The organism is Geodermatophilus sp. SYSU D00758, assembly GCF_054049955.1.
In genome coordinates this window covers 1-21,163 of sequence record NZ_JBJGYK010000022.1, presented here as the reverse complement: position 1 = coordinate 21,163, position 21,163 = coordinate 1, and the positions used below count along the sequence as shown (strand labels likewise).

General features: G+C 76.8%; 18 protein-coding genes and 1 pseudogene. 5 read left to right on the top strand and 14 right to left on the bottom strand.

Annotated features, from left to right (window positions below; translation table 11 throughout):
- Positions 1-743: 743 nt before the first annotated feature.
- The 4 genes from ACI8AC_RS16505 to ACI8AC_RS16490 all read right to left on the bottom strand — a co-directional run bounded on the left by ACI8AC_RS16505 (position 744) and on the right by ACI8AC_RS16490 (position 5,032).
- On the bottom strand, positions 744-1,250 hold the full coding sequence (locus tag ACI8AC_RS16505; protein WP_456898952.1) for a DUF6912 family protein: 507 nt from the start codon (positions 1,248-1,250) through the stop codon (positions 744-746).
- Positions 1,251-1,338: 88 nt separating this feature from the next.
- Positions 1,339-2,721 carry a WS/DGAT/MGAT family O-acyltransferase gene (locus ACI8AC_RS16500; protein ID WP_456898910.1) on the bottom strand — a complete coding sequence of 461 codons (1,383 nt, stop codon included), beginning with the start codon at positions 2,719-2,721 and terminating at the stop codon, positions 1,339-1,341.
- Positions 2,722-2,801: 80 nt separating this feature from the next.
- Entirely contained in the window at positions 2,802-4,103 is a 1,302-nt protein-coding gene (locus ACI8AC_RS16495) for an AAA family ATPase (protein ID WP_456898909.1), read from the bottom strand.
- Positions 4,103-5,032: an SAF domain-containing protein gene (locus ACI8AC_RS16490; protein ID WP_456898908.1), complete on the bottom strand. Its 930-nt coding sequence runs from the start codon at positions 5,030-5,032 to the stop codon at positions 4,103-4,105. Before ACI8AC_RS16490 ends, ACI8AC_RS16495 begins: the two co-directional genes overlap by 1 nt.
- Before the next feature lie 190 nt (positions 5,033-5,222).
- Between ACI8AC_RS16490 and ACI8AC_RS16485 the strand changes: the two genes are divergently transcribed.
- Complete coding sequence (locus ACI8AC_RS16485; protein ID WP_456898907.1) at positions 5,223-5,504, top strand: helix-turn-helix domain-containing protein; 282 nt, start codon at positions 5,223-5,225, stop codon at positions 5,502-5,504.
- Positions 5,505-5,514: 10 nt separating this feature from the next.
- On the opposite strand, the gene ACI8AC_RS16480 is transcribed toward ACI8AC_RS16485, so the two are convergent.
- On the bottom strand, positions 5,515-6,099 hold the full coding sequence (locus ACI8AC_RS16480; protein ID WP_456898906.1) for a hypothetical protein: 585 nt from the start codon (positions 6,097-6,099) through the stop codon (positions 5,515-5,517).
- A 79-nt stretch (positions 6,100-6,178) separates the two neighbouring features.
- Here ACI8AC_RS16480 and ACI8AC_RS16475 point away from each other — a divergent pair, with 79 nt between their 5' ends.
- Positions 6,179-7,036 (top strand): hypothetical protein, encoded by an 858-nt coding sequence (locus ACI8AC_RS16475; protein WP_456898905.1) that lies wholly within the window; start codon positions 6,179-6,181, stop codon positions 7,034-7,036.
- Positions 7,033-7,563 carry an Rv3235 family protein gene (locus tag ACI8AC_RS16470; RefSeq protein WP_456898904.1) on the top strand — a complete coding sequence of 177 codons (531 nt, stop codon included), beginning with the start codon at positions 7,033-7,035 and terminating at the stop codon, positions 7,561-7,563. Before ACI8AC_RS16475 ends, ACI8AC_RS16470 begins: the two co-directional genes overlap by 4 nt.
- 478 nt (positions 7,564-8,041) lie before the next feature.
- Here the strand turns inward: ACI8AC_RS16470 and secA are convergent, their stop codons facing one another.
- The 3 genes and pseudogenes from secA to ACI8AC_RS16455 all read right to left on the bottom strand — a co-directional run.
- Positions 8,042-11,224 carry a preprotein translocase subunit SecA gene (secA, locus tag ACI8AC_RS16465; protein WP_456898903.1) on the bottom strand — a complete coding sequence of 1,061 codons (3,183 nt, stop codon included), beginning with the start codon at positions 11,222-11,224 and terminating at the stop codon, positions 8,042-8,044.
- A 66-nt stretch (positions 11,225-11,290) separates the two neighbouring features.
- On the bottom strand, positions 11,291-11,482 hold the full coding sequence (locus tag ACI8AC_RS16460; RefSeq protein WP_456898953.1) for a hypothetical protein: 192 nt from the start codon (positions 11,480-11,482) through the stop codon (positions 11,291-11,293).
- Positions 11,483-11,540: 58 nt separating this feature from the next.
- Positions 11,541-11,945 (bottom strand): annotated as a pseudogene (locus ACI8AC_RS16455) (SDR family NAD(P)-dependent oxidoreductase); the annotation flags it as partial.
- A gap of 88 nt (positions 11,946-12,033) precedes the next feature.
- Between ACI8AC_RS16455 and ACI8AC_RS16450 the strand changes: the two are divergent.
- Positions 12,034-12,426, top strand: a complete 393-nt coding sequence (locus ACI8AC_RS16450; protein ID WP_456898902.1) for a pyridoxamine 5'-phosphate oxidase family protein — start codon at positions 12,034-12,036, stop codon at positions 12,424-12,426.
- 71 nt (positions 12,427-12,497) lie between these two features.
- On the top strand, positions 12,498-13,064 hold the full coding sequence (locus tag ACI8AC_RS16445; protein WP_456898901.1) for a GNAT family N-acetyltransferase: 567 nt from the start codon (positions 12,498-12,500) through the stop codon (positions 13,062-13,064).
- 45 nt (positions 13,065-13,109) lie between these two features.
- Here ACI8AC_RS16445 and hpf read toward each other — a convergent pair whose 3' ends face one another.
- The 6 genes from hpf to ahcY form a co-directional block, all read right to left on the bottom strand.
- The gene (hpf, locus tag ACI8AC_RS16440) at positions 13,110-13,784 is read right to left on the bottom strand and encodes a ribosome hibernation-promoting factor, HPF/YfiA family (protein WP_456898900.1); all 675 of its coding nucleotides are present in this window, start codon (positions 13,782-13,784) and stop codon (positions 13,110-13,112) included.
- Between the two features lie 34 nt (positions 13,785-13,818).
- Entirely contained in the window at positions 13,819-14,580 is a 762-nt protein-coding gene (locus ACI8AC_RS16435) for a ComF family protein (protein ID WP_456898899.1), read from the bottom strand.
- Between the two features lie 63 nt (positions 14,581-14,643).
- A complete protein-coding gene (locus ACI8AC_RS16430; RefSeq protein WP_456898898.1) occupies positions 14,644-16,362 on the bottom strand; it encodes an LpqB family beta-propeller domain-containing protein in 1,719 nt (572 codons plus the stop codon).
- Positions 16,359-18,113 carry an MtrAB system histidine kinase MtrB gene (gene mtrB / locus ACI8AC_RS16425; protein ID WP_456898897.1) on the bottom strand — a complete coding sequence of 585 codons (1,755 nt, stop codon included), beginning with the start codon at positions 18,111-18,113 and terminating at the stop codon, positions 16,359-16,361. The genes ACI8AC_RS16430 and mtrB overlap by 4 nt, the downstream gene beginning before the upstream one ends.
- Positions 18,114-18,144: 31 nt before the next feature.
- The gene (gene mtrA, locus ACI8AC_RS16420) at positions 18,145-18,861 is read right to left on the bottom strand and encodes an MtrAB system response regulator MtrA (RefSeq protein WP_456898951.1); all 717 of its coding nucleotides are present in this window, start codon (positions 18,859-18,861) and stop codon (positions 18,145-18,147) included.
- A gap of 466 nt (positions 18,862-19,327) precedes the next feature.
- Positions 19,328-20,824 carry an adenosylhomocysteinase gene (gene ahcY / locus ACI8AC_RS16415; protein ID WP_456898896.1) on the bottom strand — a complete coding sequence of 499 codons (1,497 nt, stop codon included), beginning with the start codon at positions 20,822-20,824 and terminating at the stop codon, positions 19,328-19,330.
- Positions 20,825-21,163 lie beyond the last annotated feature (339 nt).

Sequence of the window (21,163 nt, the reverse complement as noted above, 5' to 3'; positions counted from 1 at the left end):
CGGGACACCGCCGCCCGGAACGTGGACACCCGCAGCACGGCCACCGGGGGCGGCGCCGCCGGGACCGGTGCCCGCGCCGCGCGGGAACTGCCGTGGCTGCCGGTGGGCCCGGGCGGGGACGAGGGGGCCGTCCTGGGCGTCGACCTCGCCGACGGGGGTGGCCTGCTGGTCGCCGGACCACCGGGGAGCGGGCGCCGCACCGCCGTCCGCTGCCTCGCGGACCACGCCGCCGCGCTCGGGACGCCGGCGCTCCGGGTGGTGCGCACGGCCGCGGGGCCGGCGGGCGCCTCGGGCAGCGGGCGGGAGGTGCCCGCCGACGACACGGCCGGGTTCCGTACCTGGCTCGAGGACCTCGCGGGCCGGCCGGGTCTCGTCGTCGTGGAGGACCTGGACTCCCTCGGCGACGCGCCGGTGCTCGTGCTCGGCGCGGAACGCGGCCTCGACGGGCGCCTGGGGTTCCTCGTGGGTGGCTCCGCCGGAGCGCTCGCGGCCACCTACCAGGGGCCGGTCCCGGTGCTGCGGCGCCGGCGCAGCGGCCTGTTCCTCGGTGGCGGCACGGCCGACGGCGACCTGCTGGGGGTGCGTCTGCCCCGCACCCCGCTGCCGGTGCGCCCCGGGTCGGGGTGGCTGGTCACCGCCGGGACCGCCCACCGCGTCCAGGTGGCGCGGCGGTCGGGCGGCCCGGGGCGACCGACCGCCGGGCGACCTCCGGCCGGGGACCGCCGGGCACGGCCGCCGCCGGGTCACAGCAGCTCGAGCACGGCCCCGATCTCCTGCCGGGCGTACCAGGCGAGCTCGTGCCCCTCGGCCTGGTCCACGACGAACTGGGCGTCCTCGCTGCCGAGGTCGGCCTCCAGCACCACCGCGACCGCGGCCGAGACGTCGGCCTCCGCCTCGGCGCCGTCGACGTGGGCGCTGGCGACGTCGCCGATCGCGATGTCGTCGTCCACCCGGACCGCGCCGTGGTCGACGTCGGGGTCGGTCAGCTCGGTGACGCGCGTGTCCGGCACGTCGGCGGCGACGACGACCCTCCGTCGGGCGGCCGAGGGGTCGACGTCGACCAGCCGCAGGCTCGCCCGGGCGGCCGCGAGCAGGGCGGCGTACTCCAGCTCCTCGATGTCGGCCTCGGCGTCGCTGACCGGGTAGGAGGAGCGCAGGCCCGGCGTCACGGCGAAGGCGGTGTGCGGACCGGGCAGGCGACCGTCGTCGACCAGGGTCCGCAGCGAGGTCGTGGTGGCAGGCAGGTACACGCGCACCCGGGGACTCCTCGATCACGGGGGGACGGACTCGGGACGGACGACGGTATCCCCCGCCGTCGGCCGACCCGGGGGCCGAGGGTCAGCCGGCGGTGTCCGCGAGGACCCCGACCTCCTGCTCCAGGAGGTCGGCCAGCACGTCGACGTCCCCCACGGTGTCCCGGTCGGCGTTCAGGCCGAAGAAGACCCGGCCGTCGTAGCTGGTGATGCCGATCGACAGCCCCTGGCCCGGCGCCAGCGGGATGACCGGGAAGACCTCGCGCATGCGGGCACCCGCGGCGTAGAGCGGCAGCTGCGGCCCGGGGACGTTGGTGACCACCAGGTTGGCCACCCGCCGGCTGAGCCCCCGGGCCGCGCGGGCCCCGAGCGCGTGCAGCGTGGGCGGCGCGAACCCGGTGAGGGCGATGAGCGTCTCGGCCCCCACGGACCGGCCGTGCTGGGTGACCCCGCGCATCGCGTAGCTCAACCGCGCCAGCCGGACCCGGGGGTTGGGCTCGCCGACCGGCAGGTCGAGCAGGTAGCTGGAGACCCGGCTGCCCGGGGCGTCCTCCCCCTCGCCCTGCACCGACACCGGGACCAGCGCCCGCACCGTCGTGGACCCCACGACCGCCTCGCCCCGGGAGAGCAGCCAGTCGCGCAGCGCACCGGAGACGACGGTCAGCAGCACGTCGTTGACCGTGCCGCCGTGCGCCTTGCGCACCGCCTTGACGTCGTCGAGGTCCGCGCGCGCCACCGCCACCCGCCGCTGGCTGCCGCGGCTGGCGTTGAGCGGGCTGTGCGGCGCGGCGGACAGCGCCGACCGCGCGGCCTGCAGCACCCCGCCGGCCACCCGGGTCACCCGGGCGCTCGTCGTCCGCGCGTCGGTGGCCGCGAGCCAGGCCGCGTCCCAGGCCGCCGACGGGCGCTGCACGTACTCGCCCACGGCCTCACGGACGAGCTGGGCCCCGCTGGGCAGCCGTCGCGGGCGCCACGGCTCGGAGGCGGGGACCGGTGCGTCCGGGGCCGGGTCCAGCAGCACCTGCCCGATGTCGACCGTGCCCAGACCGTCGACCAGGGCAGGGTGGGTCTTGGTGATGACCGCGATGCGGCCGTCGGGCAGACCCTCGACCAGGTACACCTCCCACAGCGGCCGGCCGCGGTCCAGGGGCCGCGACGTCACCCGCGAGACCAGTTCCAGCAGCTGCGCCTGCGTGCCCGGGCGGGGCACCGCCGAGCGCCGCACGTGGTACTCGACGTCGAAGTCCGGGTCGTCGGCCCACACCGGGTCGGCGAGGTGCCCCGGCACCTCGAGCACCCGCTGCCGGTAGCGCGGCACCAGCGGCAGGCGCGCCTGGACGAGCGCGGCGACGTCGTCGACGCCGCCCGGGGGCGGGTCGAGCACCAGCACCCCGGAGACGTGCATCGGGCTCCCGGGCCGTTCCAGGTACAGGAACGACGCGTCCAGGGTGGTCAACCGCTCGGCCATCGGCCTCCTCCCGGTCGGGCCCGCCACGCTACGGCCCTCCCCCTGCCCGCGACACCCGGGGCGATGCGCCCGGACCGAGGTCACACCGACCGGTGCGACGCCCCGGCGCGCCGGCGTCCCCGACGGGTGGTCGGCGCGGGACCCCCGGCGATCCGGCCGGCGAGCTCGCCCAGCGCGGCCCGCAACGGCGACCCGGGCGCCACCTCGGCCAGCGTCCGGCCCCCGGCCAGCGCCGCGTCCGTCGCCCGGCGGTCGGCCGGCAGGAAGGCGGCGACCCCGAGGCCGGTGAACCGCTCCAGCGCGGCGGCGATCTCCCGGCGCGGGTCGCCCGGAACGGGGCCGCGCCGCAGCTGGTTCACCACGACCACCGGTTCGACCGCGGGCAGGGCGTCGCGCAGGTCGCCCAGCGCCCGGACGCTGCGCTGCAGGGCCACCGGGTCCGCGCCGCTCACGCACAGCACGGTGTCGGCCTCCCCGAGCACGGTCAGCGTCGCCCCGTTGCGCCGCGGCGCCGCGGTGTCGAAGGAGAGCTCCTCGTCCTCCTCCAGGCTGAACGAGCAGTCGACCACCACCAGGTCGGCCGCCCGGCGCGCCTCCGCCAGCACCGCGGCGAGCGCCTGGGGCCGCAGCTCCGGCCAGCGGTCGGCGCGGGCCAGCCCGGTGAGCACGATCAGCCCGGGACGCACCGTCCAGGACAGCCGGGCCAGCGCAGCGGTGTCGAGGGTGCCCGCGGCCGCCTGGCGCGCGGCACCGGCCAGCCCCGGCGACTCGTCGAGCAGCCCGAGCACCTGGGCGACCACCCCGCCGTAGACCTCGGCGTCCACCAGCAGCGTGCGCACCCCGAGACGGGCGGCCTCGTCGGCCAGCCCCACGGCCACCGTGGTCCGGCCGGGGGCACCCGTGGGGCCCCACACCGCCACGACGCGGCCCGGCCCCGGCCCGGCGCCCTGCTCCTCCCGGGGGCGGCGTCGGGGCGGCAGGGCCGCGAGCGGATCGGCGACGTCCCGGCCGGTGGGTACCTCCCCGGCCACCGCCGCGCGCAGCGCGGCGGCGATCTGCCCGGGCGCGGCGTCGGCCGGCAGGACCCGCTCGACCCCCAGCGCCCGCAGCCGCTCGGCGGCTCGCTCGTCGCCCCGCTCGACCAGCCCCACCACGGCGACGCCGGCGGCGGCCAGCCGGGCCACCGCGTCCCCGTCCAGCCGGCGCAGGTCGGCCGACAGCAGCGCCGCCTGGCCGGTGCCGGTGGCCGCGGCGGCGAGCAGCTCGGCCAGGTCGACGCAGCGCCGGACGACGGTCACCCCGTGGTCGGCCCGGTCGAGCTCGCCGACCAGCTCGGACTCCCAGCCACCGCCGCTGACGGCGGTGAAGACCCGGACGCCCATCAGCCCGCCGGCCCGGTGGTGCTCGACGGGGCGGACGTCCCGGTGCGGGCCGGGGGTGCGCTCGCGGCCGGGGAGCCCGTCGGGGACCCGGTGCGGGCGGCCGTCCCGCCTGCGGTGGAGGGAGCGGTCGACGGGGCGGCCGACGTCCCGCCGCGGGAGGTCGACGCACCGGTGGCCGGGGCGCGCGTCGTCGCCGCCGCGGCCGGCGCGGCCGCCGCCCCCGCGGCCGGGGGTGCCCCCCCGCCGGCGTCGACGGAGTCGTGCACCACCACGACGAGCGGCCGGCCGCCGATCGCGGCCAGCACTGCCGCGGCGTCGTCCTCGGCCACCGAGACCACCACCTGGACGGTCGTCGTCGCCGTCGAGAGCACGCCCTCCGAGCGGCCGGAGACGGCCTGGACCGGCGCCAGGCCGACGACCAGCGAGACCCCGGGGGCACCCGCGGCCACCGCACCTGCCGCGGGGTCGGCCACCGCGTACACGTCCACGACCTGCCCCCGGTCCAGACCCGGTGGCACGAACCCCGCCTGCACCGGCAGCGCCACCTGCACGAGCCGCGCCGGCTCCTCGAGCGCCGAGCGCGGCAGCAGCTCCCCGGCCCCGACCGCGCGGGCGAGCGTGCGCCCCTCGGGGCGGGTGCTGGTGGCCAGGTAGGCGCCCGCCGCGTCGTCCAGCCGGACGTCGACCGCGACGAGGTCCGCCTCGTCCACCACCGTGCCGGAGGCGAGGTCGCCCACCGCGGCCCACACCGGGACGGTCGCGTGGGCCGCGCCGACCACCCGGGCGCCGACCAGGACCGACCCGAGCACGAGGAGGACGCCCAGCACGAGGCGCAGGTCCAGCCAGCGCGGCGGGCGCACCCGGCGCGGTGCCGGCGGTGTCGCCGCAGGGGTCTCCGGCGGCGCGGTCGTCGTGCGCGTCGCGGTCACGGCGGGCGGTCCTCTCGCTCGGGCAGGCGGAACCGGCGGGGCGATACGCCGGCCGACGGCGGGAACGGACGCAGATGATGCGACATGCGTGCGGATGCGTGCACTCGCCGTCCACACGTTCGGGTGTGGACAGCGCGCACACCACCCGGACGGGGCTGCCAGACTGGGCCGGACCGGACGGAGACCACCGATGCCCACACCGCGCTTCCTGACCCTCGACGACGTGGCGGAGATCCTCAACGTCTCGTGGTCCCAGGCCTACGCGCTGGTCCGCCGCAAGGAGCTCCTCGCCATCCAGATCGGCGGCCGCGGCCAGTGGCGGGTCGAGGTCGACGAGCTCGAGCGCTTCATCGCGCGCAAGTACGCCGAGGCGCGCGGCGAGGTGCCGCCGGAGGTCCCCGACGTGCCGGAGCCGGCCGAGGCGCCGGAGGGGAGCCCGGCGGCCGGGGCCGGAGGGCGCCGCCGGGGCTGACCTGCCCCGGTCACCCGGGCGAGGGCAGCACCGTCCGGACGACGGCCACCCCCGCCAGTGCCAGCGTGCGGACGGCGCGCACCTCCGCGGCCCGCCGTGGCCGGTCGGCCGGGTGCTCGGCCAGCTCGACGAAGTCCGCGCCGACGCGGTCCAGGGTGCCCAGCAGCGCCGTCCCGTCGTCGAGCACGACCTGGACCGTGGCCCGGTCGCGCACCAGGGCGCGCACCGCCCGCCGCAGGTCCAGCCGGGCGCGCACGACTCCCGCCGGGGCGGGCACGGTCTCCCGCGTCAGCCCGCCGACCACCGTGACCGCACCCGCCGCGACGAGCACCTCCCGGTGCTGACCGTCGCGGAGCAGCAACCAGTCGACCCCGACGTCGAGCACCACCCCGGTCACCTCCCCGGCGCCGCGGCAGCGCACCGCCACCGGCGTGCCGACCGCCCCGGCGAGGCGCTCGGCCAGCCGCACCCCGCCGACCTCCGCCCGCCGCCGCGAGCCGTCCTCGGCGCGCTCGGCCGCGACTGCCGCCTCCTCGAACTCCGCCTGCAGGTCGGCGAACAGTCGTTGCCAGCGCATCAGCACACCTCCGTCCACAGCCTAGAGGGTGCTGATCCTTGCATTTGCATGCGTTTGCATGTTTTCGTCACCTCCTAGTCCCGAGCGAGGAGCCGACATGTCGATGCACCGACTGGTCGCCACGACCACCGCCATGGGTCTGGTGGCGCTGGTGCTGCGGGCCGTCACCCCGGACCTCTCCTGGGTGGCCGCGGCGGCCGCGACCGGCCCCCGGCGGGCACTCGACCTCGCGGGTCCGGACCAGGTGCTGCTGTCGGCCGTCGCCGCCCTGGCGTGGAGCACGTGGGCGTGGGGCGTGCTGGGCCTCGCGCTCACCGCGCTGTCGGCCCTGCCCGGGGCCCTCGGCGGGGCGGCGCGGGGGCTGGCCCGCGTCGTCCTCCCCGCGGGCGCGCGACGGGCCGCGGCGGTGGCGCTGGGCGTCGGCCTCCTCGCCGGCGGACCCGTGCTGGCCGGCTGCGGTCCGGCTGCGGGGAGCGGCCCCACGCCCCGCGCCGAGGCCGCCGTTCCCGCTGCGGCGACGACGGCGACCGCCCCGGGGGCGCCGGCGGCGACGAGCGCCGGCACGCCGGTGGCGCCCCCGGCCGCGGCCACGACGACGGGGATCCCGCCCGCGACGGGGCCGGTCCCCGACTGGCCGGGGGTCGAGCCGCCCGCGGCCGCCCCCGGTCCCCCCGCCACCCCGCCCGTCCCGGCGGCCGGGGCGCCCGGGCCGCCGGGCCCGGTGCGGAGCGAGCACGTCGTCCTCCGCGGGGACTGCCTGTGGGACATCGCCGCCGCGGACCTGCGCGCCCGCTCGGGCCGGGACCCGGGCGCCGCCGAGGTGGCCGCCGCCGTGCACGCGTGGTGGCGGCTCAACGCGGGGGTCATCGGGCCCGATCCCGACCTCCTGCTGCCGGGCCAGGTGCTGCACCGGCCCGAGAACCCGGAACCACCGCGACCCGAGGACGACCGATGACCGCGACCCCCACCCCTGCCGAGACCCCGCTGAGCAGCGCCACCCTCCGGCTGGCCGTCGTCCCCACGCCGCAACCGCCGCTGAGCCCCGAACCGGTGCTCCGGCTGGTGGTCCCCGGGGCCCCGGTGCCGCGTCCCCGGCACCGCCCGGGTCCGCGACCCCGCGAGGAGGGGCGGGACCCGGAGCACCGGTGGTCCTCCCGGGCCGACCTGCCCGACCCCGCGCGGACCGGGCGGCAGCTGTTCGTCCTGACCCTGGAGGGGCTGGCCGGGCTGCGCCCGCTGGTCCACGTGCAGGGGCTGACGTCGGTCGGCGTCTACGCGGCCCTCGTCCGCGGCCGGCGTCCCCGGTGGTGCGCCGGGGGCACCGCCCCCGTGCTGCTCGGCCCGGTGCACGTCTGCGAACCGGTGGACGGCGTGGCGGAGGTCAGCGCCGTGGCCCGGCGGTCCGGTCGCGCGCACGCGGTCGCCGCGCGCCTGGAGGGCATGGACGGCCGGTGGCGGTGCACCGCCCTGCAGGTCGGCTGACCGGCGCACCCCGAGGAGCAGCCGGACGGCGCGGCCGGACCTCCGCGGCCGCGGAGGTCCGGCAGGACCATCCAGCCGATCCCCGCGCCGGCGGGCGGGTGCGGGGCGAGGGGCGCGGTGCCGGCCGGGGCCCGACCGTGGCCGGTGGCCACCTCGGCGACGACGATCCACGCCCGACCCACCGCGGTCTCGGCCACCTCCCTGGCGTGACCGGCACGGATGCCGTCGGCCGGCAACGGCCCCGCCGAGGTCCCGCACGGCCGCGGGATCGCCGCGGAGCGCGAGGCAGACCGGGACGCCGTCCTCCTCGACCGGCCGGATCCACGAGCACCCTGCTCGCCCTGGTCGCCGAGCGGGCCGTCACCCCGGCGCTGCAGCCGGAGGGGGCCGGGTGCGGCCGTCGGCGACGTCCTCGGCCGCTGCTGTGCACCGGCGCGCACAGCAGCGGCCGACCGGGGTGGACGTGCAGGTCAGGGGATCAGCTGCGCGCCCCGTGGCAGACCTTGTACTTCTTGCCGGACCCGCAGGGGCACGGCGCGTTGCGCGCGGGCTCCTTGGTGCCCGTGACGGTGGCCGTCTTCGCGGCCTTCGCCCTGCCGGTCTCGGCCGGGGAGGCGTCGAGGCTCGGCGCCGAGTAGGTCAGCTGCTCGGCGGGCCGCCGCGGCTCCTCGAGGCCCGCGACGGACAGCTCCGGGCCGCTGTCGGCAGCGGGCGGTGCCGCGGCGGGCGGCGCGGCGGGCGCGGCCGGCTCCGGGGCGGCGTGCCGCCCCGCCGACCTCGACCGGCGGGCGGCCGGGGACTTGGCCGGCGGCGCCGCCGGGGACCCGGCCGGGGGGGCCGCCGGTGCCTTGTCGAGGGACGTCGCCGGGGACCCGGCCGCGGACTCCACCGGGGCCGCCCGGCCGTCGTCGCCGGGGGCGGCGGGCCGACCGTCACCGTCCGCGGCGGCCGGAGCCGGCGGGACCGGCGCCGGGGTGGCCGGTGCCGGAGCCGGGGCGGCCGGTGCCGGAGCCGGGGCGGCCTGCGCCTGCGCCGCCTGGGCCTGCGCCGCCTTCGCGGCCGCGGCCTGGCGGGCCCGCACCCGCGCCGTCCCCGCCTGCGCGGCGGCCAGCGCGCGCGCCTCGGCCTCGGCCTGCTTGGCCCGCGCCTCGGCCTCCTGCTGCTCCTTGGTCTTGACCTCCAGGTTGAACAGGAAGCCGACCGACTCCTCCTTGATGCCGTCGAGCATCACGTTGAACATGTCGTAGCCCTCGCGCTGGTACTCCACGACCGGGTCGCGGTTGGCCATGGCGCGAAGGTGGATGCCGGCCCGGAGGTAGTCCATCTCGTAGAGGTGCTCGCGCCACTTGCGGTCGAGCACCGACAGCAGCACCCGCCGCTCGAGCTCGCGCATGACCTCCGGGCCGAGCGTGGTCTCCCGCTCCGCGTAGGCCCGGCGCACGTCGTCGAGGAGCGCCTGCTTGAGGTCCTCCGCCGACAGCGCGGCCTGCTCGCCGTCGGCCACCCGGTCGAGCAGCTCGTCGACGGTGAACCCGACGGGGTAGAGCGCCTTGAGGCCGGTCCACAGCTGGTCGAGGTCCCAGTCCTCGGCGTACCCGGTCTCGGTCGCGCCGTCGACGTAGGCGCTGACGACGTCGTCGACCATGGCCTGCACCTGGTCGGCGAGGTCCTCGCCGTCGAGGATCGTGCGCCGCTCGTCGTAGATGACGGTGCGCTGCCGGTTGAGCACCTCGTCGTACTTGAGGACGTCCTTGCGGACCTCGAAGTTCTGCTGCTCGACCTGGGTCTGCGCCGAGCGGATGGCCCGGGTGACCATCTTCGACTCGATCGGCTGGTCGTCGGGGACCCGCAGCGTGGTCATCATCGACTCGAGCATCGGGCCGTTGAACCGGCGCATGAGGTCGTCGCCGAGCGAGAGGTAGAACCGCGACTCCCCGGGGTCACCCTGCCGGCCCGACCGGCCGCGGAGCTGGTTGTCGATGCGCCGGCTCTCGTGCCGCTCGGTGCCGAGGACGTAGAGACCGCCGGCCTCGGTGACCTCCTCGTGCTCGGCCTTGACCTGGGCCTTGGCCTCCGAGAGCGCGGTGTCCCAGGCGGCCTCGTACTCCTCCGGGGTCTCCGCCGGCGACAGCCCGCGGGCCCGCAGCACCTCGTCGGCGATGAACTCGGGGTTCCCGCCGAGCTGGATGTCGGTCCCGCGGCCGGCCATGTTGGTCGCGACGGTGACCGCGCCCAGCCGCCCCGCCTGGGCGACGATGTGCGCCTCCCGGGCGTGGTTCTTGGCGTTGAGCACCTCGTGGGGGATGCCCTTGCGGACCAGCAGCTTGGAGAGGACCTCGGACTTCTCGACGCTCGCCGTCCCGACCAGCACCGGCTGCCCGGCCTCGTGCCGCTCGGAGATGTCCTCGATCACCGCGTCGAACTTCGCCGGCTCGGTCTTGTAGATGACGTCGGAGCGGTCCTGGCGGACCATCGGCCGGTTCGTCGGGATGCTGACGACGCCCAGCTTGTAGGTCTGGTGCAGCTCGGCCGCCTCGGTCTGGGCGGTGCCGGTCATCCCGGAGAGCTTGTCGTAGAGCCGGAAGTAGTTCTGCAGGGTGATGGTGGCGAGGGTCTGGTTCTCGTCCTTGATCTGCACCCGCTCCTTGGCCTCGATGGCCTGGTGCATGCCCTCGTTGTAGCGGCGGCCGGCCAGCACGCGGCCGGTGAACTCGTCGACGATCAGCACCTCGCCGTTCGTGACGATGTACTGCTGGTCGCGGTGGTAGAGCTCCTTGGCCTTCAGCGCGTTGTTCAGGTAGCTGATCAGCGGGGAGTTGACCGCCTCGTAGAGGTTCTCGATGCCGAGCTGGTCCTCGACGAACTCCACGCCCTCCTCGGTGACGGCGACCGTGCGCTTGGCCTCCTCCACCTCGTAGTGCACGTCGCGGCGCATGAGGGGCACGATCCGTGCGAACTCGACGTACCACTTCCCGGCCGACTCGGCCGGGCCGCTGATGATCAGCGGGGTGCGGGCCTCGTCGATGAGGATCGAGTCGACCTCGTCGACGATCGCGTAGTGGTGCCCGCGCTGGACCAGGTCGGCCTTGCTCCAGGCCATGTTGTCGCGCAGGTAGTCGAAGCCGAACTCGTTGTTCGTGCCGTAGGTGATGTCGCAGGCGTACTGCTCGCGGCGGTGCGCCGGCTTCTCCCCGGAGAGGATGGTGCCGACCGACAGCCCGAGGAAGCGGTGCACCCGGCCCATCCACTCGGCGTCGCGCCGGGCGAGGTAGTCGTTCACGGTGATGACGTGCACGCCCTCGCCGCTCAGCGCGTTGAGGTAGGCGGGCAGGACACCGGTGAGCGTCTTCCCCTCACCGGTGCGCATCTCGGCGATGTTGCCGAGGTGGAGGGCCGCACCACCCATGATCTGCACGCGGAAGTGGCGCTGGCCGAGCGTGCGGGTGGCGGCCTCGCGGACGACGGCGAAGGCCTCCGGGAGGAGCTGGTCGAGGGTCTCCCCCTCGTCCACGCGCTCGCGGAACTCGTCGGTCTTGGCCCGCAGCTCCGCGTCGGTGAGGTCGGCGACGTCGTCCGCCAGCGACTCGACCGCGTCGGCGATCTTGTTCAGTCGTCGGAGGAGCTTGCCCTCACCGGCTCGCAGGATCTTCGAGAACACCACCGGTCCAGAGTAGGCGGCCCCGGCCGTGCGCCGCCGACGCCGGACCGGCGCCGGGCCGCACGCCCCTCAGCGGTGCACCACCCGCCCCTCCCGCGGGTCGAGCACGACCTCCCGGCTGCCCTGCCGGAGCGCCTCGAGCACCGCGCCGGCGAGCTCGTCCGGGTCGTGCCCCGGCGGCAGCCGCGGTGGCTGCCCGGCGAGCGCGCGGCCGACCAGGCCGGTGTCGACGTGCGGCGGCCGGACGTCCAGCACGGTCACCTCGCGACCGCACCTCCCGGCGGAGCACCCCCGCCCAGGCCGACAGCGCCGCCCTGCTCGCCGAGTACTCCGCCATGTGCAGCGTCGGTGCGTCCGCCACGACCGCGGACAGCAGGACGACCGCCCCGCCGTCGGGAAGGTGCGGCAGGGCCGCCCGCACCAGGCTCATCGGTGCCAGCGTGTTGACCGCGAACAGCTCCTCGGTCACCGCGTCGTCGGCCTCGGCCGCGGGGCCGAAGGTCACGACGCCCCAGGCGACCACGACGGCGTCCAGCCCCCCGAGCGCTGCCACGGCGGCCTCGACCGCGGCGCGGACCGCGGCCACGTCCACGACGTCGGCCGCGGCCGTGGGTGCCCCGCCCAGCTCGTCGGCCAGGGCGCGCAGCCGGCCGGCGTCCCGGCCGGTCAGCGCCACGTGCGCACCGGCCCCGTGCAGGCCCCGGGCCAGCGCCCCGCCCAGCACCCCGGTGGCCCCGGCCACCAGGACCCGCGCGCCCGACAGCTCCACGACCGCCCGATGCCCAGGTGGTGCACGATCTAATCTCGTCCCCGTGGCCTCCGACCCCCGCACCCTCGGCCCCGCGACCCTGGCCTTCCTCGCCGAGCGGCACCTGGCGACGCTGACCACCCTGCGCGCCGACGGGAGCCCGCACGTGGTGCCGGTCGGCGTCACCTACGACCCGGACACCTGCACCGCCCGCGTCATCACCTCGGGCACCTCGGCCAAGGCCCGGCACGTCCGGGGCGGGCGCTCCCGGGTGGCCGTCTGCCAGGTCGACGGGCGCCGGTGGCTGACCCTGGAGGGGACGGCGGTGGTCCGCGACGACCCGGCGGCCGTGGCCGACGCCGAGGAGCGCTACGCCCGCCGGTACCGGCAGCCGCGGGAGAACCCGGCGCGGGTGGTGCTGGAGATATCGGTCGACCGGGTCCTGGGCAACGCCTGAGAAGGGACCCCTCCTCCCCACCCCCTCTCGCACGCTCGGGGCGGTGCCCTGGAGGGGGCCAGGATGGGGGGATGGACCTCGGCGGCACCGACCTCGACGGCATCGACCTCACGACCGAGGTGGTGCGCACCGCGCGGCTGGTGCTGCGCCCCCACCGGCCGGACGACGAGGACGCCGTGCTCGCCGCCTGCCAGGACCCCGAGACGCAGCGCTGGATCAGCGCGCTCCCGGTGCCCTACACGCGGGCCGACGCCCGGGCGTGGGTCGCCGAGGCGGCCCCGGCCGAGCGCGCGGGGCGCCGGGGCATGCCGGTCGTCGTCGAGGCCGGGGGACGGCTGGTCGGCTCGGCGGGAGTGCACCTGCGCGGGGGGCGGCTCGGGCCGGAGATCGGCTACTGGACGGCCCCCTGGGCGCGGGGGCGGGGGTACGCGGCCGAGGCCGCGCACGCGCTGGCCGACTGGGCCCTCGGGCTCGGCGCCCCGCGGGTGCACCTGTTCGCCGACGTGGGCAACACCGCGTCGCAGGCGGTGGCGGTGCGGGCCGGGTTCGTCCGCGAGGGCGTGGTCCGCGCCGCCCTGGCCCTCCGGGACGGCGGCCGGGCCGACGCGGTGCTCTTCGGGCGGCTGCCCGGTGGGTGAGGGCCTCGGGGCGGGCGCGCCCCGCGGCGCGCCCGCCCCGGTCGTTCAGAGGGGGGCGGCGGTGGGCTGCGCCGGACGCTGTGCGCCGGACCCGTCGAGCGCGGGGTCGACGAGCCGGATGAGGCCGTAGTCGTAGGCGTGCCGGCGGTAGACGACCGTCGGCTGCCCCGTGTCGGCGCACTTGAAGAGGAAGAAGTCGTGGCCGACCAGCTCCATCTCGTGGAGGGCCTGGTCGACGGTCATGGGGGTGGCCGGGTGGTGCTTCTCCCGGACGATCCGCCCGGGCAGGTGCTCGTCGAGGTCGGTGACGTGCGGCCCCTCGGCGAGCTGGCGGTCCCGGTCGAGGGCCTCGAGGACGCCGGTGTCGCCGCCCCCGCCGACCCGGACGGTGGCCGGGGTGCGCCGCCCGTGGTGCACGCGGCGCCGGTCGGCCGCCTTGCGCAGCCGGTGGTCGAGCTTGCCGGTCGCCAGGTCGAGCGCGGCGTAGAAGTCCGCCGCGGCCGCCTCGGCGCGGACGACCGGGCCCTTGCCCCGGAGGGTGATCTCCACCCGCTGGCACTTCTCGGACTGGCGCGGGTTCTTCTCGTGGAAGAGCTCCACGTCGATGCGCAGGATCTTCAGCTTGCCGTCGAAGCGCTCGAGCGAGCCGACCTTGTCCTCCACGTGCTGCCGGTAGTGCTCGGGCACTTCGACGTTGCGGCCACGGACCACGATCTCCATGAGACCTCCCGGTCGGGTTGTGATCTGGTCCACGCTAGTCGCCGCCCTCCGGCCCCGACAGTCGATCTCGAGCCCGGCCCGGCCGCCCCGGTGGGGTGCCGCGAGGGGCGCGCCGCGGGGTCGCCGCCACCACCGCGGCGAGCACCGGGGGCCCGCCCGGGGCGGCCAGCGGGGCGAGCACGCCGGCCGCCGCGGTGAGCGTCGCGCCGCTGGTCACGACGTCGTCGACGACCACCAGGGCGGCGCCGGGCGGCCGGCCCCGGGGGTGCAGCCGGAGCGTCCCGGCCAGGTTGGCCCGGCGCTCGGCGGCGGTCAGCCCGGCCGAGTCGCGGGCCCGGCCGGCGCGCCGCAGCAGCCGCGCCACCGAGGCCGGCACCCCCGCGGCGCGCAGCTCCGCCGCGGCCCGGGCGGCGAGCTCCCGGACGTGGTCGCGGCCGCGGGCGCGCAGGGCCGCGGCGCTGCTCGGCACCGGCACCAGCAGCACCGGCGCGCCGGGGTCGTCGAGGCCGGAGCGGACGGCGGCGACGGCCAGCGCCAGCGCCGCACCCAGCGGACGGGCGAGCTCGGCGCGGCCGTGCTCCTTGAAGGCGTTGACCGCGGGGCGGACCGGGCCGGCGTACCGGCCCGCGGCCACCGTGGGCGGGAAGCCGGCCGGGAGCCGGCGCGGCTGGGCGAGGTGCGGCACGGCCAGCGAGGAGGCGCACGACCGGCAGAGCACCGCGCCGGGGACCCCGCACCCGGCGCACACCCGCGGGAGGAGGAGGTCGGCCAGCGCCGTCGCCAGCCGCGTCCGCACGGTGGGCAGCGTCCCCGCCGGCCGGGCGCCGGGCCAGGCCCGCGCGGGATCTGTGGACGGCGCTCAGGCGGGGTAGAAGGGCTCGTCGCCGCGCAGCGGCTGCTGCCCGCGCAGGATGGTCACCCAGGTGCCGTTGACGAACTGCCAGATGGTCCCGTTCGCGCTGACCAGCGGCGGCCGGCCGGGGGCCGCCGCCACGCGGCCGGGTGGGCTGGGCAGGCCCGCGGTGGCCACGCTGGTCAGGTCCCAGCCGTCGACCCCCACCAGGTACGGGACCACCCGGCCCTCGGCGCTGTCGCCGGCCAGCAGCAGGAGGCTGCCCGCCGTCCGCCAGGACACGTCGACCACCTGCGTGAGGCCGGGGGCGACCGCCCGGAGGTCGCGCAGGGCCACCGGGCCGTCCTCGGCGCGGACCACGGTGCCGACGTAGAGGGTGTCCCCCTGCGGCCCGGCGACGACGACGGCGGCCCGCACCCCGTCGGGGGACAGCTGCAGCACCGTCGTGCGACCGAGGCCGGCGAGGGTCGGGGCGCTCACGGCCTGCGGGGTGCCGTCGGCGGGCAGCCGGACGACGGCGGCGCCGTCCCGGACGAGCCAGAACTCCGACCGGATGGCGGCCACCGTGGGCGCCGTGAAGCTGCCCCCGGACAGCACGGGCGACAGCTCGCCGCCGTAGTCGCCGGCCAGCAGCGTCACCTGATCGCCGGCGACCGCGGTGCCGACCATCTCGGTGAGCTCGCCGGTGCGGACGTCGGCGGCCACCGCGGCGCTGGTCAGCCCGTAGGCGCCGGCGCCGGCCGGCCCGGGCGCCGGGGCGTCGGCGACCGTGAGGAGGGCGCCGTCGCGGAGGAAGTGGCCGACCGCGTCGACGGGGACGCCGTCGGGGCCGTAGGCGGCCCAGTCGTCGACGGTCTGCACCGCCGGCACGCCCTCGGGCTGCAGCGGCTCGCCGTCCCGGCGCACCTCCACCGCGCGCGCCAGCGGGCGCAGCGTCCACACCAGCTGGGCCGACAACCCGGCCACCTGGGCCGCCGAGAGCTCGCCGAGGCCGCTGAGGTCGACCGTCGCGGTCTGCCCGGAGACGTCGACGGTGCTGCGCAGCGAGGCGCCGGAGAGCTCGTTGCGCACACCGGCGGCGAGCACCGCCGACGGCCCGTCGACCAGCCGCCCCACCAGCTGGCTGGGCTGCGCCTCGCCCCGGATGAGGTAGCGGGGGTCGGGGACCACCCGCTGCCCGGTGGGGTCGAGGAAGTACAGGTCGCGGCGCTCGTAGAGCCGCTCGAAGTCGGGCTCGAGGATCACCAGGCCGTCCGGCGGGTTGGTGATCCGCCACTCGCCCTCGACCTGCTGCAGCGTGAAGTCCCGGGTGTAGACCTCCTGGCCGGCGACGCTGAACACGCCCCGCTGGTCGATGGTGCCCACCAGGTCCGCGGTCACCGCCACCGTGCCGGCGTCGGTGGTCACCGTGGCGTAGTCCTGCCCGATGACGGTGATGCCGGCCTCGTCGGACCAGGACCCGGCCGCCTCGGGGGCGAGGTGCTCGCGCGCGACGGGGTGGCCGCGCACGGTGCTGGCCGCGGCGTCGAGGAAGGTCCGCACGACCTCCTCCGGCGCGGCACCGGGCTCCGGGGACAGGGGTTCGATGCCGACGAGGCCGTCTGGCCGGGTCGGCGGCTGGGTGATCTGCACCGTCGGGGACGCCGTCGGCACCGTCGAGCAGGCGGTCAGCACCGCCAGCAGCACCGCGAGCACCGCCGCGCGGACGGCGGCCGGCCGGCTCACGGTCGCTCCCCCACCCGGCGCACCACCGGCCGCAGGGGCAGCGGTGAGCTGGTGAGGTCGGCGCCGGCGGTCAGCGGCACGGTCAGCCGGAACTGGGCACCGGCCCCCGGCTGACCCCAGACCTGCAGCCAGCCGCCGTGCAGGCGGGCGTCCTCGAGGCTGATCGAGAGCCCGAGGCCGCTGCCGCCCACCGTGCGCACCCGCGAGGGGTCGGCGCGCCAGAAGCGGTCGAAGACGTGCTGCGCCTCCGCCGAGGACAGGCCGACCCCGTGGTCGCGCACGGTGACCGCGGCCGCCGTGCGGTTGGCCGCCCAGGTGATCTCGACGGGTTTGCCGGAGCCGTGCTCGATGGCGTTGCCGACCAGGTTGCGCAGGATCCGCTCGACCCGGCGGGCGTCGACCTCCGCGATGACCTCGTCCGGCGGTCCGGCGACCGTGAGCTCGCACCCGTGCCGCTCGGCCAGCGCGGCCATCCCGGAGACGACCCGGCCGACGAGCGCGCCGAGGTCGGTGGGCTCCCAGTCCAGCACGGCGGCGCCGGCGTCGTAGCGGCTGATCTCGAGCAGGTCGCTCAGCAGCGCCTCGAAGCGGTCGAGCTCGGTGTGCAGCAGCTCGGCCGACCGGGCGACGTGCGCCGGGAAGTCCTCGCGCGACTCGTGCAGCACCTCGGCGGCCATCTGGACCGTCGTCAGCGGGGTGCGCAGCTCGTGGGAGACGTCGGAGGTGAACCGCTGCTGCAGCTGGGAGAGCCCCTCCAGCTGGGTGATCTGCCGCTGGAGGCTGTCGGCCATGGCGTTGAAGCTGGTGGCCAGACGCGCCAGGTCGTCCTCCCCGCGGACGGTCATCCGCTCCTCCAGCTGCCCCTCGGCCAGCCGCTGGGCGGTCCCGGCGGCACGCCGGACCGGGTCGACCACCAGCCGGGTGATCAGCACCGCGATGCCGACGACGAGGAGCGTGAGCGCCACCCCGCTGATGACGACGGTGCTGCGGATCAGCGAGAGGCTCTCCGCCTCCTGGTCCAGCGGGAACGCGTAGTAGAGCTCGAGGCGGTCGGCCGACGAGCCGTCGCTCGGGACCGGGGCGCCGATGAGCAGCGTCGGCCGCGGGTCCCCCGTGGCGTTGGGCACCATGGCGTAGCGCAGGTACTGGCCCCCGGCGGCGACGTCCTCGCGCAGGTCGGCGGGGATGGCCGGGTACAGGTAGCGCCGGCTGGTGGCGCTGCGCTCGACCGAGCCCGAGCGCTGCACCATGACCACGTCGAAGTCACCGGCGGACCCGCTGCGGCTGGTCAGCTGCTGCACCGTGCGGTCGAGGGTCGCGCGGACGCTGGCCGCGTCACCGGTGGCGATGCCGGCGACCTCGCTCTGCGCGTAGAAGACACCGGCCTGGGCCTGGTCGACGGCGGCCTGCCGCTTGACCGAGAGCAGCTGGTCGCGGATCTGCACGAAGAGCACCATGCTCACGATCACCACGACGGTGCCGGCGACGAGCATGGTGATCGCGCCGATGCGCAGCTGCAGCGACGACCGCCAGGCCTGCAGCAGGCCGGCGCCGTGGCGGCGCAGCAGCACGCGGGCGCGGATGGCGTGGCGGCGCGCCCGGCGGCGCAGCGCGGCCGCGCGCGGACCGGTGCCCGGTGCGGCGCGCGGACCGGGGACGGGGGCCCCCGTCCCGATCGAGCGCTCGCTCCCCGGGGCGGGGGGCGCGAGTGGTGCGGGAGCGGCCTCGGGGGCCGCCGGCCGGGGGGTCACGGGCGCGCGGCCCCCCGGGGGACCACGTGGCTCACGGCGGCCCTGCCTTGTAGCCGACCCCGCGCACGGTCAGGACGATCTCGGGCTTCTCGGGGTCGCGTTCGATCTTGGCGCGCAGCCGCTGCACGTGGACGTTGACCAGCCGGGTGTCCGCGGCGTGCCGGTAGCCCCACACCTGCTCGAGCAGCAGTTCGCGGGTGAACACCTGGCGCGGCTTGCGGGCCAGGGCGACCAGCAGGTCGAACTCCAGCGGCGTCAGCGCGATCGGGACGCCGTCCCGGGTGACCTGGTGCGCCGGGACGTCGATCTGCACGTCGCCGATGCTCAGGTTCTCCGCCTGCCCGGACTCACCCCGGCGCAGCTGGGCACGCACACGGGCGACGAGTTCCACCGGCTTGAACGGCTTGGTGACGTAGTCGTCGGCACCGGCCTCGAGCCCCTGGACGACGTCGATGGTGTCGCCCTTGGCGGTGAGCATGACGATCGGGACGGTCGACTGCGTGCGGATGTCCTGGCAGATCTGCAGGCCGTTGCGGCCGGGGAGCATCAGGTCCAGCAGCACGATGTCGGGGCGGGTCTGCTGGAACACCCCCACCGCGCGGTTGCCGTCGGAGACGAACGCCGGCTCGTAGCCCTCGCGGCGCAGCACGATGCCGAGCATCTCGGCGAGGGCTGCGTCGTCGTCGACCACGAGGACTCGGCCGCGGCTGGACCCGTTCTGGGGGGCGGTGGGTGGCACGCCGACCATTCTGCGCTGGTCGCGCACGAAAAGACGGCACCCGCCCGGCCTGCCGACCGGGCGGGTGCCCTCGTGGTCCCCCGGAGGTGTGCTCCGGCCTCGGCGCGGGTCCCCTCCAGGGCCCCGCGTCGAGCGCGGTGATGTGCCGGAACGGTCTCGCTGCCGGGCCCCGCGCCGAGCCGGCGAAGGGCGGGCAGGAAGGGGCGGCCACCCTTCAGGGCCCCGCCCCGAGCCGGCGAAGGGTGGGCAGGAAGGGGCGGCCACCCTTCAGGGCCCCGCGCCGAGCCGGCGAAGGGTGGGCAGGAAGGGGCGGCCACCCTTCAGGGCCCCGCGCCGAGCCGGCGAAGGGTGGGCAGGAAGGGGCGGCCACCCTTCAGGGCCCCACCCCGAGCCGGCGAAGGGTGGGCAGGAAGGGGCGGCCACCCTTCAGGGCCCCGCGCCGAGCGTGCGAGGCGTGGGGGGAAGGGTGGTCCTTCTAGTAGCGGTAGTGGTCGCTCTTGAAGGGACCCTCGACCGGCACGCCGATGTAGTCGGCCTGGACCTTGGTGAGCTCGGTCAGCTTCACGCCGAGCGCGTCGAGGTGCAGCCGGGCCACGTGCTCGTCGAGCTTCTTGGGCAGCACGGTGACGCCGGGGGTCTGCCCCTCGTAGGCGGCCCGGTTGGTCCACAGCTCGATCTGGGCGAGCACCTGGTTGGAGAACGAGGCGCTCATGACGAAGCTCGGGTGCCCGGTGGCGTTGCCCAGGTTCAGCAGCCGGCCCTCGGAGAGCAGGATGATCGTGTGGCCGTCGGCGAACCGCCACTCGTCGACCTGCGGCTTGATGGTGGTGCGCTCGATGCCCGGGGTGCGGGCCAGGCCGGCCACGTCGATCTCGTTGTCGAAGTGCCCGATGTTGCCGATGATCGCCTGGTGCTTGGTCCGGGCGAGCTGCTCGGCGGTGATGATGTCCTTGTTGCCGGTGGCCGTGATGATGATGTCGGCCTTGCCGATGACCTCGTCGAGCGTCGTCACCTCGTAGCCGTGCATGGCCGCCTGCAGGGCGCAGATCGGGTCGACCTCGGTGACGATCACCCGGGCGCCCTGGCCGCGCAGCGACTCCGCGCACCCCTTGCCCACGTCGCCGTAGCCGCAGACCACCGCGACCTTGCCGCCGATCATGACGTCGGTGGCCCGGTTGATGCCGTCGACCAGCGAGTGCCGGCAGCCGTAGAGGTTGTCGAACTTGCTCTTGGTGACCGAGTCGTTGACGTTGATCGCGGGGAACAGCAGCCGGCCTTCGCGGGCGAGCTCGTAGAGCCGCATGACACCGGTGGTGGTCTCCTCGGTGACGCCCTTGATGCCCTGCCCGATGCGGGTCCAGTACCCGCCGTCGCGGGCCAGGCTCTCGCGCAGCGCGGCCAGGATGACCTTGTACTCGTCGGAGTAGGCGTCGATGTCGTCGGGGACGGCGCCGTCGGCCTCGAAGCGGGTGCCGAGGTGGACCAGCAGCGTGGCGTCACCGCCGTCGTCCAGCAGCATGTTCGGGCCGACGACGTCGCCGTCCTCGTCCCGGAACTCGAACAGCCGCTGGGTGCACCACCAGTACTCCTCCAGCGTCTCGCCCTTCCAGGCGAACACCGGGACGCCGGCGGGCTGCTCCGGGGTGCCGTCACCGACGACGATCGCGGCGGCGGCGTGGTCCTGGGTGGAGAAGATGTTGCAGGACACCCAGCGGACGTCGGCGCCGAGCGCGGTGAGCGTCTCGATGAGGACGGCGGTCTGCACGGTCATGTGCAGGGAGCCGGCGATGCGGGCGCCGGCCAGCGGCTGCTCGTCGCCGTACTCCGCGCGCAGCGCCATGAGGCCGGGCATCTCGTGCTCGGCGAGGCGGATCTCCTTGCGGCCGAAGCCGGCGAGGGAGAGGTCGGCGACCTTGAAGTCGGCCTCGCCGCTGGGGGTGGTCAGGGGACGGGTGCCAGTGCTGGCGGTCATGTCGCTCCAGGTCCGGCCCGGCGCCGGAGCCGGGCCCTCGATGTCGGATGCTGGGTCGCTGCGATCCCCGCGCACGGCGGGGAGAGCGAGCATGCCGAGGCTTCGGCGGGGCTCGTGCCACCGGACAGTCTACCCAGCCGCGCCGGGCCCGCCTCCCGGCTCCACGTCTCGGCGGCCGGTCGAGCGGCCCGGGCGGCGCCGGTCCGGCGGCTCGCCCGGCGCGAACGCCCTCCGGGCTCACCGTCGCGGGGGGGGGGGGGGGGGGGGGGGGGGGGGGCGGGGGGGGCCGGGGGGGGCGCGCCGGCCGTCGCCCGGCCGCGCTCCCCCGCCCCCGCCCGC